We start from the raw sequence: 15,360 nt of genomic DNA, 5'->3' as shown, positions 1-15,360 counted from the left end.
ATGAAAAAAGCAGGCATCTTATTCATTATTGCAATGAGTTGTCTTTGCACGGAATTTGCACAAGAAGATTCGATCCAAACAACCTTACAGGAGGTAACTGTCAACGCATATCCTTCAAAGCCATTGCTTTTGCATGTTGCATCCAGTGTGTCAATTATCGGGCAGGAGCAGATGAGTGATTATACCAATCAATCGCTGGTACCGGTAATGAATTCTGTACCTGGAGTTCGGATGGAAGAACGTTCTCCGGGCAGTTATCGCCTATCCATCAGAGGAAGTTTATTGCGATCGCCGTTTGGTATCCGGAATATAAAAGTTTACCTGGATGAATTCCCTTTGACAGATGCAGGGGGAAATACCTATCTGAACCTGATCAATGCAGGCAGTATCCATTCTATTCAAATCATTAAAGGACCTGATGGCAGCATGTTCGGAGCAAATACCGGCGGTGTGATCCTCCTTGATACGGAAAACAGATCTGATTCCACCTTAGTAGTAGCATCAGTAAGAACCGGTTCATACGGATTGTTCGACGAGCAGGTAAGTTTCAATAAAAAATGGAAGCGTTATTCCCTGAGCATCAACCAATCCTACCAACAGTCTGAGGGTTATCGGGAAAACAGTGCATTGCGGCGAAACTGCCTCCGGACAATACAAAAATGGAGTTACAAGAAGGGAAGTGTGAAGTTATTACTGCTGGGATCACAACTTCATTATGAAACACCAGGCGGGCTGACTTTGTTACAAGCGGAATCAGACCCTCGTCAAGCACGATTGGCAACTGCAACGTTGCCGGGGGCTATGGAACAAAAGGCTGGTATTTACAATGTCACCGGTTATACCGGAATTTCAAATGAATATCGTTTTTCGCCCCTATTCAAGCATGTTTTCACCCTGTTTGGAAGTTACACCGATTTCAAGAACCCATTCATTACGAATTACGAGACGAGAAAAGAGAAATCTTCAGGGATCAGGACCTATTTTGAATTGGGAAAGAAGTTGACTGTCCTGAATTGGAAATGGGATATCGGAGTTGAATGGCAACAAACAAAAAGCCGGGTTGCCAATTACGATAACGAACAGGGGAATAAGGGAGAACTGCAAACTTCAGACGACTTGAAGGTTTCACAAAACGTGGTGTTCAGTCAGTTTTCCATGTTGCTGTTCAGTCGCCTGGAACTTGAAGCTGCACTCAGCCTGAATATGTATCACTACCATTTCAAGAATACATTTCCGGATTTCCAGGATGGACTAACGAGAAAAGAATTGAATCCGCAGTTAATGCCTCGAATTGGAATTTCATACCGCATCATCCGCGACCTGGTTTGGCGGACGTCGGTCAGTAAAGGATATTCTCCTCCTACCCTGGCAGAAATCCGACCGTCGGACAACACGATCTATAGCGGGCTGCAATCGGAACATGGCTGGAATTATGAAACCGGCTTTCGGTTTAACAGTTTGGATCATCGATGGAATGCGGATATTGCGGTATTTAAATTTGATCTGCACCAGGCCATTGTTAGAAGAGTCAATGATGATGGAACGGAATATTTTGTAAATGCAGGTGGCACAAACCAGATGGGCCTGGAATTTCAATTTTCCGGAGTACTTGTTAAACACCGTTTGCGAGGGTTTACAAGGGGGCTGGATGTTCAGAACAGTTTTACCTATTTTGATTTCACCTTTAAGAATTATTCCAATGAGATGGTTTCTTACTCGGGAAACAGATTAACCGGTGTTCCGAAGTTTTTAACTACCTGCAGCCTGAAATTCTTTTTTCCGTACCGGTTTAATTTATTCCTTTCCTATAATTACACCGACAGGATACCACTGAATGACGGGAATTCCGCCTTTGCTTCTTCCTATCAGTTATTTGGGTCTAAACTGAACTGGGAATTCACACTCAAAAACAAAGTTAATTTTCAATTATTTGTCGGGGCGGAAAACATACTGAATGTATCTTACAGTTTAGGGAATGATTTGAACGCAGTTGGGGGAAGGTATTATAACCCATCACCTGGGCGCACTTATTATTTTGGAATTCAACTGAAAATCTGACGGTTTACCTGTGTTTACTCATATGTGATATTTAACTTTTATTCAAACTAGAAAGGCCATTTTATCCTTAACTTGAGAATTCCAAAAAGTAAGATATGGAGGCGGAAAATTTACAGACTGTGCGATTTGCACCTGGCGGGAGAAATAGTTTTCAGGACACACTTATTGAGCGCACCAATGCATATTTCAAGGTAAATCACATTTCTCCTTATGCAAACACCAAAATGTGGATTAAAACAACAGTGATGCTTTCCCTTTATTTTGTTCCGTATCTATTTATGGTAACAGGTTTTGGTGCCAATAACGGATGGTTGTTTTTCGGGTTCTGGTTTTTGATGGCGTTGGGAATGATAGGTATCGGGACTTCCGTTATGCATGATGCCAATCATGGAACCTATTCCCCCAATCGGAAAGTGAACCGGTTTATCGGAGCAATCCTTGAAGTGATCGGTGGTTACTCGGTAACATGGAAAATACAGCACAACCAACTGCACCATACTTACACGAATATTGCCGGTTTGGATGACGACCTGGACAGCATTAAATACCTGCGATTCTCACCGCGTCAACCTTATTATTGGTTCCATAAATATCAATACCTGTATGCCTGGTTCTTTTATTCAATGATGACCCTGTTTTGGATGACCGCAAAGGACTATCTTCAAATAGTTCGGTATAAGGAATACAATCTGCTGGTGAACCACAAAGTTTCGATGGGACAAGCCATATTCCGGGTGACGCTTTATAAGATATTTTATTATGGGTACATCATGGTGTTGCCTATCCTGTTCTCAGGAATGCCGTGGTATGCTGTTGTTTGCGGATTCCTGTTAATGCATATGGTAGCAGGTTTAGTACTCTCCTGTATTTTTCAGCCATCTCACATAGTAGAAACTTCAACTTTTGAATTACCGGTCGAGTCAGAGATCGGAAGTAGAGAAATGGAAGATTCATGGGCTATTCACGAAGTAGAGAACACCACTGATTTTGCTCCTGGAAAAGGTTTTCTGACATGGTTTATCGGCGGTCTGAATTATCAGATCGAACATCATTTATTTACAGGGATTTGCCACGTTCATTATCCTAATCTCGCTCCAATAGTCAAGAAAACTGCCGGTGAATTTGGTGTCATATACCATGTAGAACCTACATTTTGGAAAGCCCTTCGGGGACATGTTAAAATGCTAAAGAAGTTGGGAAGGAAATAATTTGGTCGGATTAGGTGGTGGTGCCAATCTACCGATCGGGCCTTCATCATTGTCGTTATAACTGTTGTAACCGTTGCTTGCAGGAAACACTAAAATATGCCAAATGATAATGACTAAAACTAAATCTTGCAAAACCCAGAAGGTGTGCGATTAATCGCGCACCTTCTGGGTTTATTCTATCGTATTATGTTACTCCGAAACCACCTCCCGGCGTTCTCCGATCTGTTGTCTCCACATGGCATAGTACAATCCTTTTTCGTCGAGCAATTCGTGGTGTTTCCCGGTTTCGATGATGACACCTTTTTCGAGTACGAAAATGCGGTCTGCATGCATGATGGTCGATAAACGGTGAGCAATCAGAACGGTAATGTGCTCTTTTTGATCCGTGATCTCGCGAATCGTATTCGAGATCGCTTCTTCCGTAATGGAATCCAATGCCGATGTTGCCTCGTCAAATACCATCAGTCTCGGATGACGCAGTAATGCACGTGCAATCGACAAACGCTGTTTTTCACCACCGCTGAGTTTCATTCCGCCTTCACCGATCACGGTGTCAATTCCGTTTTCACTGCGCGCGATAAGGTTCAGGCACGATGCTTTGCGCAAGGCTTCATGGATCTCATCATCCGTTGCATCCGGTTTTACGAACAAGAGGTTTTCTTTGATAGTACCGGAAAATAATTGGGTGTCTTGCGTTACGAAGCCCAACTGCTGCTGCAATTCTTCTTTGTCGATCTCCGTGCTGCTGACTCCGTTATATGTAATATCCCCCGTAGGAGCACTGTAAAGTCCTACGAGCAATTTCACAAGTGTACTTTTCCCCGAACCGCTTGGGCCCACGAAAGCAATCGTTTCGCCTTTATTGACCTCGAAGGAAATGTTGTTCAAGGCATCGTAGGCAGCACTTTTGTGACGGAATCCGACGTTGCTGAAGGCCAGTTTTTCAATCGCATTCAATCGGGTTGGTTTCGAAGGTTTGACTTCTACCGGCGTATTGATAATCTGCTCGAAGTTGTTCAACGATGCCTCCGCCTCGCGATAAGAGATAATTACATTCCCGACTTCCTGCAGAGGACCGAAAATGAAGAATGAATAGAATTGCAAGGTCATGATTTGTCCTAAGGTCAATACATCCCTGAATAATAAATACATCAAAAAGAACATGATGGACTGGCGCATGAAGTTCACAAAAGTCCCCTGGATGAAGGAAATACTCCGGATCTGGCGCACCTTTTTCAACTCAAGCTGCAAGATCTTGCGGGTCGTGTCATTCAAGCGCTCCGTTTCCTGCGTTGCCAATCCCAAGCTTTTTACCAGCTCGATATTGCGCAAACTCTCAGTGGTACTTCCTGCCAATTGGTTGGTTTCCCGGACAATCGTGGTTTGTACTTTCTTGATCCGTTTGGACAATTTGTTCGTGATAAAACTCAACAGCAAGGCAGACCCCAGGTAGATGAGGATCAGTCCGGGATGAACACTTAATGCATAAACGATCACGAAAACCAATCCGACAAGGGAAGTAAAAAGGATGTTTACGAAGTTCATGATGAACCGTTCGTTGTCGGTTCTGACTTTTTGAAGAATGTTCAGGGTTTCACCGCTTCGTTTGTCTTCAAATTCATTAAACGGGATTTGCAGGGTGTGTTTCAATCCATCCGTGTAAATGTCTGCACCGACTTTTTGGATGGCCAGGTTCACGGTATAATCCTGGAATGCTTTTGCGATACGGCTCACCATGGCAGCGCCGATTGCGAGTCCGATAAATGAACCCACTCCAATCAAAAAATCTGTCTGGGCGAAATCGTCTTTATGATTTGCAAATTTGTCCAGGATTCTTCCGAAGATGTAAGGATCCAATAGTGAGAAAACCTGGTTGATACTGGCGAGTATCATAGAAAGGAACACAAGTCCTTTGTAACGTTTTAAATAGGATACGAGTATTTTCATGTGTAATAAAATATGAATTTTTTACCTGGTGAATGAATGTGTTTGATATAAATCAATGAGTTTGAATGGTTGTTTCAACAGGAGGTGTAAAAGTAATAAAAGGATTCGAATTAAAAATATGTTATTGTCACTTCGAGTATCCCATCGCTTGTTCTCGATACGTTCCGACTGAAATGTCGGAACACTCGAACTGACGCAAACGGGATGTATCGAGAAGTGACCTAAAAGAGAGTACAAAAACCTCCCTCCGGTTTAACCCGAAGAAAGGTTTCTTTTTTTATTATCAGGGGTGTATTATCTTAATGTCCATCGGCTACAACAGCTTTTGCACCTTTTTTGTAGCGAATCAGGAATACCACCGGAACACAGATGAGGATCAAACAAGCAACCATGAAGAATCCGTGGTTGTAACTCACCAGCATTTGTTGCCGAGTCATTAAACCTTCCATTTGCCGATTGGCCATTTCCGCAGCTTGCACCGCATCGTAACCTTTTGACAGGAAATTCTGACCCAGTAACTGAAGCCGTTCGTTCACCGCATCACTGTACTGATTGATGTAACCGACCATGTTGCCGCGCACCAGTGCATTGGTATTCGTAAGATACACATTGATCAAAGCAATTCCTACAGATCCACCCAACTGACGGATCATGTTTGCCAACCCGATCGCTTGCGGCATATCCTTCGGATTCAATCCCTGGACGGCCAAAGAAAGGATCGGTGACATCATAAATGCCATTCCGAAACCACGCAAGACGAACGGAAGATAGAAATTGCCCTCCGAAGAGTCCGGTGATGAGAATGACAAAAGCATCACGAAGCTGAAGGTCATGGCAATTCCGAACAGAATGACCGTTTTCGGGTTCATACCACCTCCCAGCAAGCGACCTACCAAAGGCATGGCGACGGCCGTACACAAGGCGCCCGGAATCATGAACATACCGGTTTGAGTGGCTGTCCAACCCAGGGAAATTTGTACGAAAAGCGGGAAGATAAATACCGTTCCGAAAAGCATTAACCCGAGCAGAAAGTTCATAATGGAACCCATGATCATGTTGTAGTTTTTGTACAAGCGGATATTGACAGCCGGATAATCGATGCGCAATTCCCGGATGATGAATGCAGCCAAACTAGCGATACCAATAATGGTCATTGCCGTGATCTCATGACTTTCAAACCAGTCTTCTGCCGTTCCTTCTTCGAGTACATATTGGATCGAACCGACGGAAATCACCAGGAACAAGATTCCCCACCAGTCGATTTTCTTGGGCCTGACGGCCCCGGGTCGATTGGTTACATAGCGGTAACTTAAGATTGTTGCAACGATACCGATTGGAATGTTCACGAAGAAAATCCAATGCCAGGAGAAATTATCCGTAATGTAACCTCCAAGAGTTGGCCCGAACGTTGGTCCGAGGATCAAACCCATCCCGAAGATTGCATTCGCAGTAGAGATTTTTTCAGGCGGGAAGGCGCCGATGATAATGGATTGGGCCGTTGAAAGCAAACCACCACCACCTAAACCTTGCACAAAACGCCAGAAAACGAGGGTCCACAAATTGGTGGAAAGACCACACATCAGGGACGCGACCGTAAACACGATAACGGAACCGGTAAAGTAATTCCGGCGACCAAAGAGATCGCTGAGCATACTTGTCAGCGGAATGATAATCACGTTTGAAATAGCATAAGCTGTAACAACCCAGGCAATTTCTGTTGTGGTTGCACCTACATTTCCACTGATTTCACGCAACGAAACGTTTACAATGGTTGTATCGAGTAACTCGAGAATGGCACAACTGATGGCTGTGATAACCAGGATCCACTTTTCAGCTCCCGTCGGGTAAACGATGGGTATTTTTAAAGATGGAGCTCCCGACATTATTTAACTTTTACAGATACATATGCACTTAACCCCGGGAAAAGCATCTTCATTTCCTCTTTCGTCAAATGATCAATGGTAATTTTTACAGGAACACGTTGTACGATTTTCACGAAGTTTCCTGTTGAATTGTCCGGAGGCAGGAGGGAAAATTTTGCTCCCGTAGCACCGACAAATGAATTCAATTTCCCGGATAATTTGATGTGCGGATAGGCGTCGACTTTAATTTCAACCGGCTGACCGATTTTCATGTTTTCCAATTGGGTTTCTTTGAAGTTTGCTGTTACCCAAAGGCTTGAATTATCGATTGCCGAACATACTGCCTGGCCCGTGGAAACATATTGTCCGACTTCCACACTTCGTTTGGAAACAATTCCATCACAAGGAGCTTCGATCGTAGCATAATCCAATTGGGTCAATGCCAGTTTCAATTCCGCCTCGCGCTGACGGATGAGTGCTTCAGCCAAAGAAATCATGGATACCTGTCCCAAAGCCTGTGATTTTACTCCGGCAGATTGGGATTGAGCGACTTTCAATTGTTTTAGCGCTGAATCATACGTTGCCTGTGCCACTTCCAGTTCTGCATTGCTGTTGTCCAATTCTGCCTGTGTTGCAGCTTTTGCAGCGAACATATTTTTTGTGCGTTTGTTGTCTTCTTTTGCTTTGTTCAGCCTTGCTTTGGCAGAGTTAATGCTTTCCTGTGTAGTTTCCGTGGAGAACATGGCTGCACTTGCACTCTGGTTGGAAGCAACTGCGTTGCTTTTTACCGCATTCAGGTTTGCTTTTGCATTTTCCAATGCGGCTTCGGCCTGAGCGACTTTTGCTTTGTATTCAACGTCATCAATGGTGACAAGCAATTGTCCCTTTTTCACTTCCTGGTTGTCTTCGAATAAGACTTCTTTGACATAACCGGTGATGGAAGAACGGATTGGAATGATATTGGCATCCAATTGCGCGTTGTCTGTAGATTCGGTATTTCCACCCATCAGGAAGATAATGACCCCGGCAGCTACTGCCGCTACGATACCAATAATGATGAATCTCATTTTAGAACCCTTTTTCTTTTTTTCTGTTTTGTTTTCCTTTTCCATGAGTGTTTTAATTAAAATTTGATTGAACCTGAAGTTGCGTTGATAGTTGAAATGGCATTCATTTGTTTGATTTCGTGAACTTTCTTATTGAGTTTTGCCTGAAGTTCAGCGTTTAATTGTGACAAATAGTTTACAACGGTAATCTTGCCATTTTCCATTTGTGATGTTGCAGTTGATGTAACGTTGTGTCTTTTTTCAATGATCACATCGTCTTTTTCGATCATTTGAGCAAGCGCGTTTAATTGTGCCGTTTGTGTATTCAAAGAAGATTCGATGTTGAACAGGAATGCTTCCCGTTGAATATCGATCAGGCTTTTGTTCAATTCCACTTTAGTTTTCTCTCTTTTCAGTCCGTAAAGCGAACTGATGTTCCAGCGGACCGTTAGGTTCGCGCTCCCGAAGAAGCGCAGGTCCTGATTAATGAAGTTCGGACCCGGTCGACCGTAGTTACCTGCCGCTCCGACTGTTACCCGTGGAATCGCGTTCACGTTGATCTGTTTGAACCGCGCATCCAACAATTTCGCCTGAAGGTCGAAGATTTTCATTTCGGGACGTTGAATTTCAATCCGTGCGGCCGTACCTCCGATCGGAGTTTCTGCAAGGACTGTGTTTTTATCCACCGGTTTGCCGATATAAAGTGTCAGTGTTTTGTATAAACCTTCCAATTGAAACGTGGATTCAATGATGTTTTGATCCGTTTTCAGGATTTCAGCTTCCAATTCGTCCAATGAACTGGATAGGACCAATCCGTTATCTACACCGGCCTTCATGTTTTTAGCGCGGTTGGTCAGGTCTTCCTTGTACAATTCCAGAATTCTCAGGTTTTCCCGGCCCAAGAGCACATTGATGTAAAGTTGGTTTACCCGTTCGACCAATTTGTAAAGTTCTACCTCGTTTTGCTGGATTGTCAATTCGGAGCTCAGCTTTTCAACGTTATGCTGTGTTTTCGTTAATCCACCATCGATGATTGTCTGCTCCAGGCTTAAGGATGTCAGATAAGCATCGTGAGGGAATTTCATATCCATCCCGGGAAAGTTGAACTGAACGACTTCCGTGTTGTAGGTTGCCTGTCCCATAAATGACAGTTTCGGTAACCAGTTTTCACGGATTGCTTTTTCATTTTGTTCTGTTTGTTGCAGGGTGACTTCGTTTTGTTTGATCAATGGATAGTTTTTCTTTGACCAGGCAATGCATGAATCCAGGGAAATGGAGTTTTGCGAAAACCCGGTCCCTGCAGCAGCAATACTTAGTACTGTAAGTAATTTACGCATAATTGTTTGTGTTATTGAAATTTGAAGGAAATGAAATCTTTGACGGATTGTTTGATTTTGTCTTTGGCATCGCCATCCCAGTCGTAACCGTGTTTTTTCAGCATGACTTTGTAAAGCGGAGATGCCAGGAACGGGTAAGCGCACATGGAATGCAGATTGACCATGAACAGGACCGGGTCAAAAGGTTTGATTTCTCCATTGGCAAAAGCTGCTTCCAAAGTTGGAATGAGCAAAGACCGCTGGTTTTTCATATGCTTCACTTTTTCGTGGAACATCTCCGGGTTAATGGAAATTTCTTTGATGATGAACATCGACATCTGGGGGTATTCACTGAAAAACTCGAACATGTTGTCTACGTATTGCATCAAACGTTCCTTGATTGGAAGTGATGTATCCCCGATCACTCTCATTTGAGAAAAGTATTTTTCCAGTGCTCCGTCAAAAACAGCGTCAAATAGTTTCTCTTTGCTTCGGAAATAGTAGTGAAGTAATGCTTTGTTTATTCCTGCGGTATCTGCAATATCCTGCATACGTGCACCATAAAGACCATACTTCATAAAAACATCCTTAGCTGCTTCTAAGATCTTTTCTTCCGTTGTTGCATCTTTTAATCCCATAGTTTAATTATTAAGTTTAACTAAATGGTTAAACTTTTTTGCAAAACTACAACCTTCATTTCAATTCAGAACTATTGAAGTGTAAAAAAAAGTTATTTATTCGGTGATTTGTATCTAAATGCAGGTGAATTGATTCGTACTGTCCCGATACTTCAGCCTGGTCAGTTCAAGTATTCCGATAGTTGTCGAAACGACATGACACCTAATAATTCGGCATTCGCAATTCGCAATTACTAAAGCGGTTGTCTCAAAAATTCCTGCGGATTATCCCGCGTGATGATGTCGTGAAAGTCTGAAAGTTCTACCTGGGACAATTTAAACAATTCGCTTTCGCGTTTTTCCTGTTCGGTCATGAAAAAATCGGTCCCGAATAAGACTCTTTTTGCCAAAAGCTGTCCCTGGGCATCCGGAGTATTCATAAACTGAATGATCGCCGCTTTCACCTGCTGATTATCCAAATCACTTAGGGTGTAGGAGATATCGGTATACAGGTTGGGATAGCGGAACATCATGTCGCGGATCCGGTCGCACCACAACTGGCTGTCGACCCGGCGAATTTGTTTCAGGTCGGAATCTTTTTTGTTGCTGTCAATGATCTCATTGGACCCACCCATATGTGCCAGGCAGATCTTCAGATTGGGATATTTCTCCAGGATCGGGATGTAATTCTGCGGATGACTGAATAAGTCGCAGGCTTTGTCGTTGTCGCCCAGTTTATTATCGAGGATCCATTTTTTGTTATAATAAACACTGATCCGGTTAGTTATTTCCGTCATTGCAGCAACAGATTCCGCATTCCCGTTGGAAAGCGATTTGGGGGTCAGCGGGATCAGTTCTGTGATCTTACTGCCGATGTATTGTGATCCGACACGCGTGACGTGTGTAATGATTGGTAGTTGATTCGCTTCGGCGTAAGCATAGAGCTCATCCAGGCGCGGATCGAAGGCAAAGAATCCCAGTGCAGGATAGAGTTTAATACCGGAAAAGTAGGGGAAAATGATCCCGTTTTTCTCCAGTCCCGTTTCGAAATAGGATTTAGCCCAATTCACCAGGTCCGTTCCGGATTTATGCCGCGGATCAATTCCCAAAAACGGGAAGAAATTCGTCGGATAGTAACGTTTGATGTCTTTGACCGCCTCCAGTTGGGTTTCAAATGTAATCTGATGCCTGGACGGACGATTGTCCATAAAATCCATGTTCATAGTCAATCCGACAATCCGAACGCTTGAATCGTATTGTTTTCCAACTTCAAATTCCAGTTCAAACACATCGAGTTGTTTACGTTGGGTGGCAACTTCCAGAAAACCAATGTACTTATCAAAAGCTTTCCGTTTATTATTGTCCTTTTTTGCGCCCAATCGGGCAAAGAAAGCTATTGTTCTCCTGGCCCATTTCGTATCCAGGATGTGTTTAATGAGCCGCGGCACACGCCGCACAAATTTGGAGGGCAGGATACGCAAAAAGTTATCGGGAACACATTCGCTGTTAAAGACATGTGTATGTATGTTTGAAAAAGGGTACTGTTTCATAAGCCGGGTTTAAGATTTGGATGATTTGTCTCCCTCAGGAATCTTCCCGGATCTCCGGATATTGACAAATTTCGCCAACAGTTCGAACCAGAATGGAGCTCCGAAGCTCAGCGAAACTCCTGAAATAATGATCCCCAAAAGGTATTTGAGAATGTTTCCAAAACTACAGTCGTTATTGCGGGTAAACAAGTATGAAACGAGTCCGGGTGTTTTGGAAGGATGCATCGCTTCCAGGTTGCTTTCCCTGAGCTTTCTGCATTGGAACCAGGATAAAGGAGCAGCATTTTTAGACCAGCCAATTGGAATATTGAGTTCGGAAACCAGGCTCATGGCACTATCCAGTTGGTTCAACTCCATCCTTGCTATCGAATCCTTTACCCGCGAGTTACTGTCCAATTGCTTTACGATGTGGTGGATACGTGCAATCGTATTTGAATCTGGTTGTGAATTGCCTGCCCCTTCATTGGACTTTGCAACATAAGTGGATTTAATCAGGAAGCTGATATTGCTGCGCATGGTCGAGTCCTTTTCCAGGTTATCCACCGTATGTTCGGCACTTTCAACCAATCGGTTCTTCAGGTTGTCATCCAGGCTCAGGACTTTCAATAAGTGCAGGCTATCCACATTTAGTGAAATGGCAACCAGGAATCCAACAGCCAGGAATTTTTTGCGTTGCTTGGTTTTGTACCATCCTGAAACACGGTCCATGTAATCGTTGAACCATTGTTCGATATGTGCCTTTAGTTTGTCGTAGTTGTTTTCAGATTTATCGAGAAAAGACTGCATCAGATCGGTAAACTGGCTCGTATTCATCTCATTGATTCCTACCTGGAAGCGTTCAATGACGCTTTCCGGGATCTCCGTTCGCTCGAGTTTATATTTTTTGGCGCCTTCATTGCTGGTGGAAACCTGAATTTTTCGGTTATGGACTGCTTGCTGGGCAATAATATCGATCAGCACTTCGGCAAACATGCGGGAAGAAACATACTGAGGTAGTTTATCCGGTGCGCTTTTTAATCCGGCAATGGTCACGTGGTTGTAGAATAAGTAACCGTAATCTTTATTTATGGGATCTTTCAGTAGTTTATAGATCGAATCTTTCAGGAAAATGCCCCGTTCTTTGAAATAATAGTTCAGCCATTCGGTAAGGATAGATACGAGAATGCTCAAAACGGCGTAAATAAAGACGAGCGAAATGAGAATAAGCAGGATGTTGTTGTCGGCAAAGTTCATAGCAGTGAATAATCGCAGGCCGGGACCTAATTTGTGGGTTTGAAAATGCGTTCCGATAAACGGTGAGATCAAAAATAAAAAACAATCTGTAATCGGAACAAAATTTCCGGATTATTTTTCGATTAAAATTTCCAGCTGTATCGTACTGGTAATCAAAGGCATTTATTCTTTATGATTGCAGTAAAACAGGGAGTTGGAACAATTGTAAATTCTTCTTAAATCCCTGCAATGAAAAACACCGGTTTCATGAAAATCACCTCCTATTTTTTTATCTTTACAGTCAAAATTAGAAATCATCGTAGTTCATGAACAACTTTGAAATAACAACTCCAACAACCCTGGTTTTCGGTAAGGATCAGTTGCCTCGGATAGCTCAATTACTTCAATCACAAGCTGTTGATGGAAAGGTGATTATTCTTTACGGTGGCGGATCCATTGAAAGATCGGGTTTCCTGGACCGATTGAAAGCGGAATTAAGTGATTTGGAATTGCACTTTTTTAAAGGCATTGAAGCCAATCCGGAGTATACGACTTTAATGAAGGCCGTGGAGTACATTCGTGAGAATAAGATTGGATTTATGCTTGCAGTTGGAGGCGGTTCTGTAATCGACGGAGCGAAGTTTATTTCAGGAGCGGTGAATTATGACGGTGATCCGTGGGAAGTACTGGACCAGGTTCCCGGAAAAGTATTTACTTCTGCCGTTCCATTCGGTTGTATTTTAACGATTCCCGCAACCGGATCAGAATCCAATTCGGGAGCTGTAATCAGCCGTTCGGAATTGAAGGAAAAAAGAACAATGGGCGGACCGTTATTCTTTCCGAAATTTGCGCTGCTGGACCCGACTTTCGTGGCAACATTGCCGAAGCGCCAGATTGCGAATGGAGTCATTGATGCATATACCCATACGATGGAGCAATATTTGACTTTCAAAGGAGAAAATTTATTGCAGGAACGCTATGCGGAAGGAATCCTTTCCACCTTGATCGCGATCGGTGAAAAGGTGTTGGAGAATCCTGCAGATTACGATCTGGCTGCAAACCTGATGTGGTGTGCCAATCAGGCATTGAATGGAGTGTTGCGCTGCGGAGTGACTACCGACTGGGCTACGCATATGATCGGTCATGAATTAACTGCTTTGCATGGAATTGATCACGCACAATCCCTGGCAATTATTGCCCCGAGATTGTATGAAGTAAAATTCGAAAGTAAAAAAGCAAAACTGGCACAATACGGAAAACGCGTTTGGAACCTGGAAGGATCGGATGACCAGGTTGCACGTAAAGCAATTGCCAAAACGGAAGAATTTTTCCATAAACTGAGTGTAAAAACGCGTATTTCAGAATACACCTCCGATTACCACGAAACGGCAAAAATCATTCACGACCGGTTTGTGCAACGCGGTTGGCTGGGATTAGGAGAAAATAAGGATTTAACTCCGAAAGAAGCAGAGTATATCGTTAACCAGGCTATTTAAATAATGGGACTTTCAAACAGATATACAATCCGAAGAGAGGCATCACCCGCTTTAATCGATTTATTAACCCAAACAACTTTGGGAACAAATGGTGCACGCTACAAACATTTAGATACACCGACACGCATTTTAGAAGCAGATAATCCGCTGTTCATTTCGTTGGAAAGAGATGGAAAAGTCCAGGGAAACCTGACACTTTGCGACCGTGGAAAGCAATGGTATGTGCGCTATTTTGCTTTCGCTAATCAAAAACAAGCATCCAAAAATGTGAACCGCATACCTAAAAGCAATTCGCGCTTAAAAAAGGAGATGGCGAGTTTCTTTGATGAAATTTTTGACGGGAAACTGGGAGATGCCCCGGATGCATTTTACGCCTATATTGATCCGGCAAATGACCGAAGTAAGTGGATGTCCGAACAATTTGGCTTCCGCACGGAAGCGCAGTTAATTACGCAGTCCTTCAGCCGCACCAAGCCGCGTTCAGTGGCCCATGTGCGGGAGATAGAATCGCAGGAGCTGATCAACAACTGCCTGGAGAAAGTTTCGGGTTTGCACGCATATTTTATTGAACATCACGCAAAAAAAGGCCCGTTTTACGGTTACTTTGATCATACAGGTGAAATAACCGGATTCGTTAAAGTGACGAAAGCCAATTGGGTTATCGAACGTTTGCCCGGAATGCTGGGAGGTATTTTTACGAAACTGATTACGATCACTCCGGGGATCCGCCGCATCGTTAAGCCGAAGAATCACAGTTTTCTCGTTCCGGAATCGCTTTGGGTCAAAGACAATGATCCGGGCGTGCTTTCTGCATTGCTGGAAGGAATTCTGGCTGCAGAAAAAGTAAACATGATGCTTTGGTTCGTAGACCGCAGAGAAGCTCTTTGGCGGGAGACACGCCCTTATGTCGATTGGGGATTATTCCATAAAATGACCCCGCAACCGATTGTGGATGTGGTTGTTTTGCGCAAAAACCCGCTAAAAATGGATGAATTGCGATCCAAACCGATCTTTGTGGCTGGTTGGGATATGATTTAAAAATAATTGA

The 15,360-nt window shown here is 43.4% G+C and carries 11 protein-coding genes; 4 read left to right on the top strand and 7 right to left on the bottom strand.

The genetic code is table 11. The features are described 5' to 3' along the window. Positions 1 to 2,058, top strand: a complete 2,058-nt coding sequence (locus FO442_RS16625; RefSeq protein WP_144334346.1) for a TonB-dependent receptor — start codon at positions 1 to 3, stop codon at positions 2,056 to 2,058. Positions 2,059 to 2,177: 119 nt separating this feature from the next. Continuing rightward, positions 2,178 to 3,266, top strand: a complete 1,089-nt coding sequence (locus FO442_RS16620; protein ID WP_186280209.1) for a fatty acid desaturase family protein — start codon at positions 2,178 to 2,180, stop codon at positions 3,264 to 3,266. Positions 3,267 to 3,455: 189 nt separating this feature from the next. Here the strand turns inward: FO442_RS16620 and FO442_RS16615 are convergent, their stop codons facing one another. From FO442_RS16615 to FO442_RS16585, 7 genes are all read right to left on the bottom strand, one after another. Beyond that, positions 3,456 to 5,213 carry an ABC transporter ATP-binding protein gene (locus FO442_RS16615; protein WP_144334344.1) on the bottom strand — a complete coding sequence of 586 codons (1,758 nt, stop codon included), beginning with the start codon at positions 5,211 to 5,213 and terminating at the stop codon, positions 3,456 to 3,458. A 299-nt stretch (positions 5,214 to 5,512) separates the two neighbouring features. Further along, positions 5,513 to 7,096 carry a DHA2 family efflux MFS transporter permease subunit gene (locus FO442_RS16610; protein WP_144334343.1) on the bottom strand — a complete coding sequence of 528 codons (1,584 nt, stop codon included), beginning with the start codon at positions 7,094 to 7,096 and terminating at the stop codon, positions 5,513 to 5,515. After that, positions 7,096 to 8,142: an HlyD family secretion protein gene (locus FO442_RS16605; RefSeq protein ID WP_186280207.1), complete on the bottom strand. Its 1,047-nt coding sequence runs from the start codon at positions 8,140 to 8,142 to the stop codon at positions 7,096 to 7,098. Before FO442_RS16605 ends, FO442_RS16610 begins: the two co-directional genes overlap by 1 nt. Positions 8,143 to 8,198: 56 nt before the next feature. Next, on the bottom strand, positions 8,199 to 9,458 hold the full coding sequence (locus FO442_RS16600; protein ID WP_144334341.1) for a TolC family protein: 1,260 nt from the start codon (positions 9,456 to 9,458) through the stop codon (positions 8,199 to 8,201). An 11-nt stretch (positions 9,459 to 9,469) separates the two neighbouring features. Further along, a complete protein-coding gene (locus FO442_RS16595; RefSeq protein WP_144334340.1) occupies positions 9,470 to 10,075 on the bottom strand; it encodes a TetR/AcrR family transcriptional regulator in 606 nt (201 codons plus the stop codon). A 233-nt stretch (positions 10,076 to 10,308) separates the two neighbouring features. Beyond that, positions 10,309 to 11,604, bottom strand: coding sequence for an amidohydrolase family protein (locus FO442_RS16590; RefSeq protein ID WP_144334339.1), 1,296 nt, complete (start codon positions 11,602 to 11,604; stop codon positions 10,309 to 10,311). Between the two features lie 9 nt (positions 11,605 to 11,613). Next, positions 11,614 to 12,837, bottom strand: a complete 1,224-nt coding sequence (locus tag FO442_RS16585) for a hypothetical protein (protein ID WP_144334338.1) — start codon at positions 12,835 to 12,837, stop codon at positions 11,614 to 11,616. Between the two features lie 305 nt (positions 12,838 to 13,142). Here FO442_RS16585 and FO442_RS16580 point away from each other — a divergent pair, with 305 nt between their 5' ends. Together FO442_RS16580 and FO442_RS16575 are read left to right on the top strand one after the other, a co-directional pair. Next, a complete protein-coding gene (locus tag FO442_RS16580; RefSeq protein ID WP_144334337.1) occupies positions 13,143 to 14,312 on the top strand; it encodes an iron-containing alcohol dehydrogenase in 1,170 nt (389 codons plus the stop codon). Positions 14,313 to 14,315: 3 nt separating this feature from the next. Then, positions 14,316 to 15,350 carry a hypothetical protein gene (locus FO442_RS16575; protein WP_144334336.1) on the top strand — a complete coding sequence of 345 codons (1,035 nt, stop codon included), beginning with the start codon at positions 14,316 to 14,318 and terminating at the stop codon, positions 15,348 to 15,350. Positions 15,351 to 15,360 lie beyond the last annotated feature (10 nt).

Origin of the sequence: Fluviicola chungangensis, from assembly GCF_007558725.1 — a bacterium.
In the GTDB taxonomy this organism is placed as follows: domain Bacteria; phylum Bacteroidota; class Bacteroidia; order Flavobacteriales_D; family Crocinitomicaceae; genus Fluviicola; species Fluviicola chungangensis.
The sequence above is the reverse complement of the archived record's forward strand: the minus strand, read 5'-3'. Positions and strand labels throughout refer to the sequence as shown.

Bases quoted from the DNA above. Each gene is read 5' to 3' on its own strand.
- FO442_RS16625 (WP_144334346.1), top strand. From the start codon at position 1: ATGAAAAAAGCAGGCATCTTATTCATTATTGCAATGAGTTGTCTTTGC.
- FO442_RS16590 (WP_144334339.1), bottom strand. From the start codon at position 11,604: ATGAAACAGTACCCTTTTTCAAACATACATACACATGTCTTTAACAGC.
- FO442_RS16605 (WP_186280207.1), bottom strand. From the start codon at position 8,142: ATGAGATTCATCATTATTGGTATCGTAGCGGCAGTAGCTGCCGGGGTC.
- FO442_RS16585 (WP_144334338.1), bottom strand. From the start codon at position 12,837: ATGAACTTTGCCGACAACAACATCCTGCTTATTCTCATTTCGCTCGTC.
- FO442_RS16575 (WP_144334336.1), top strand. From the start codon at position 14,316: ATGGGACTTTCAAACAGATATACAATCCGAAGAGAGGCATCACCCGCT.
- FO442_RS16610 (WP_144334343.1), bottom strand. From the start codon at position 7,096: ATGTCGGGAGCTCCATCTTTAAAAATACCCATCGTTTACCCGACGGGA.
- FO442_RS16600 (WP_144334341.1), bottom strand. From the start codon at position 9,458: ATGCGTAAATTACTTACAGTACTAAGTATTGCTGCTGCAGGGACCGGG.
- FO442_RS16615 (WP_144334344.1), bottom strand. From the start codon at position 5,213: ATGAAAATACTCGTATCCTATTTAAAACGTTACAAAGGACTTGTGTTC.
- FO442_RS16595 (WP_144334340.1), bottom strand. From the start codon at position 10,075: ATGGGATTAAAAGATGCAACAACGGAAGAAAAGATCTTAGAAGCAGCT.
- FO442_RS16580 (WP_144334337.1), top strand. From the start codon at position 13,143: ATGAACAACTTTGAAATAACAACTCCAACAACCCTGGTTTTCGGTAAG.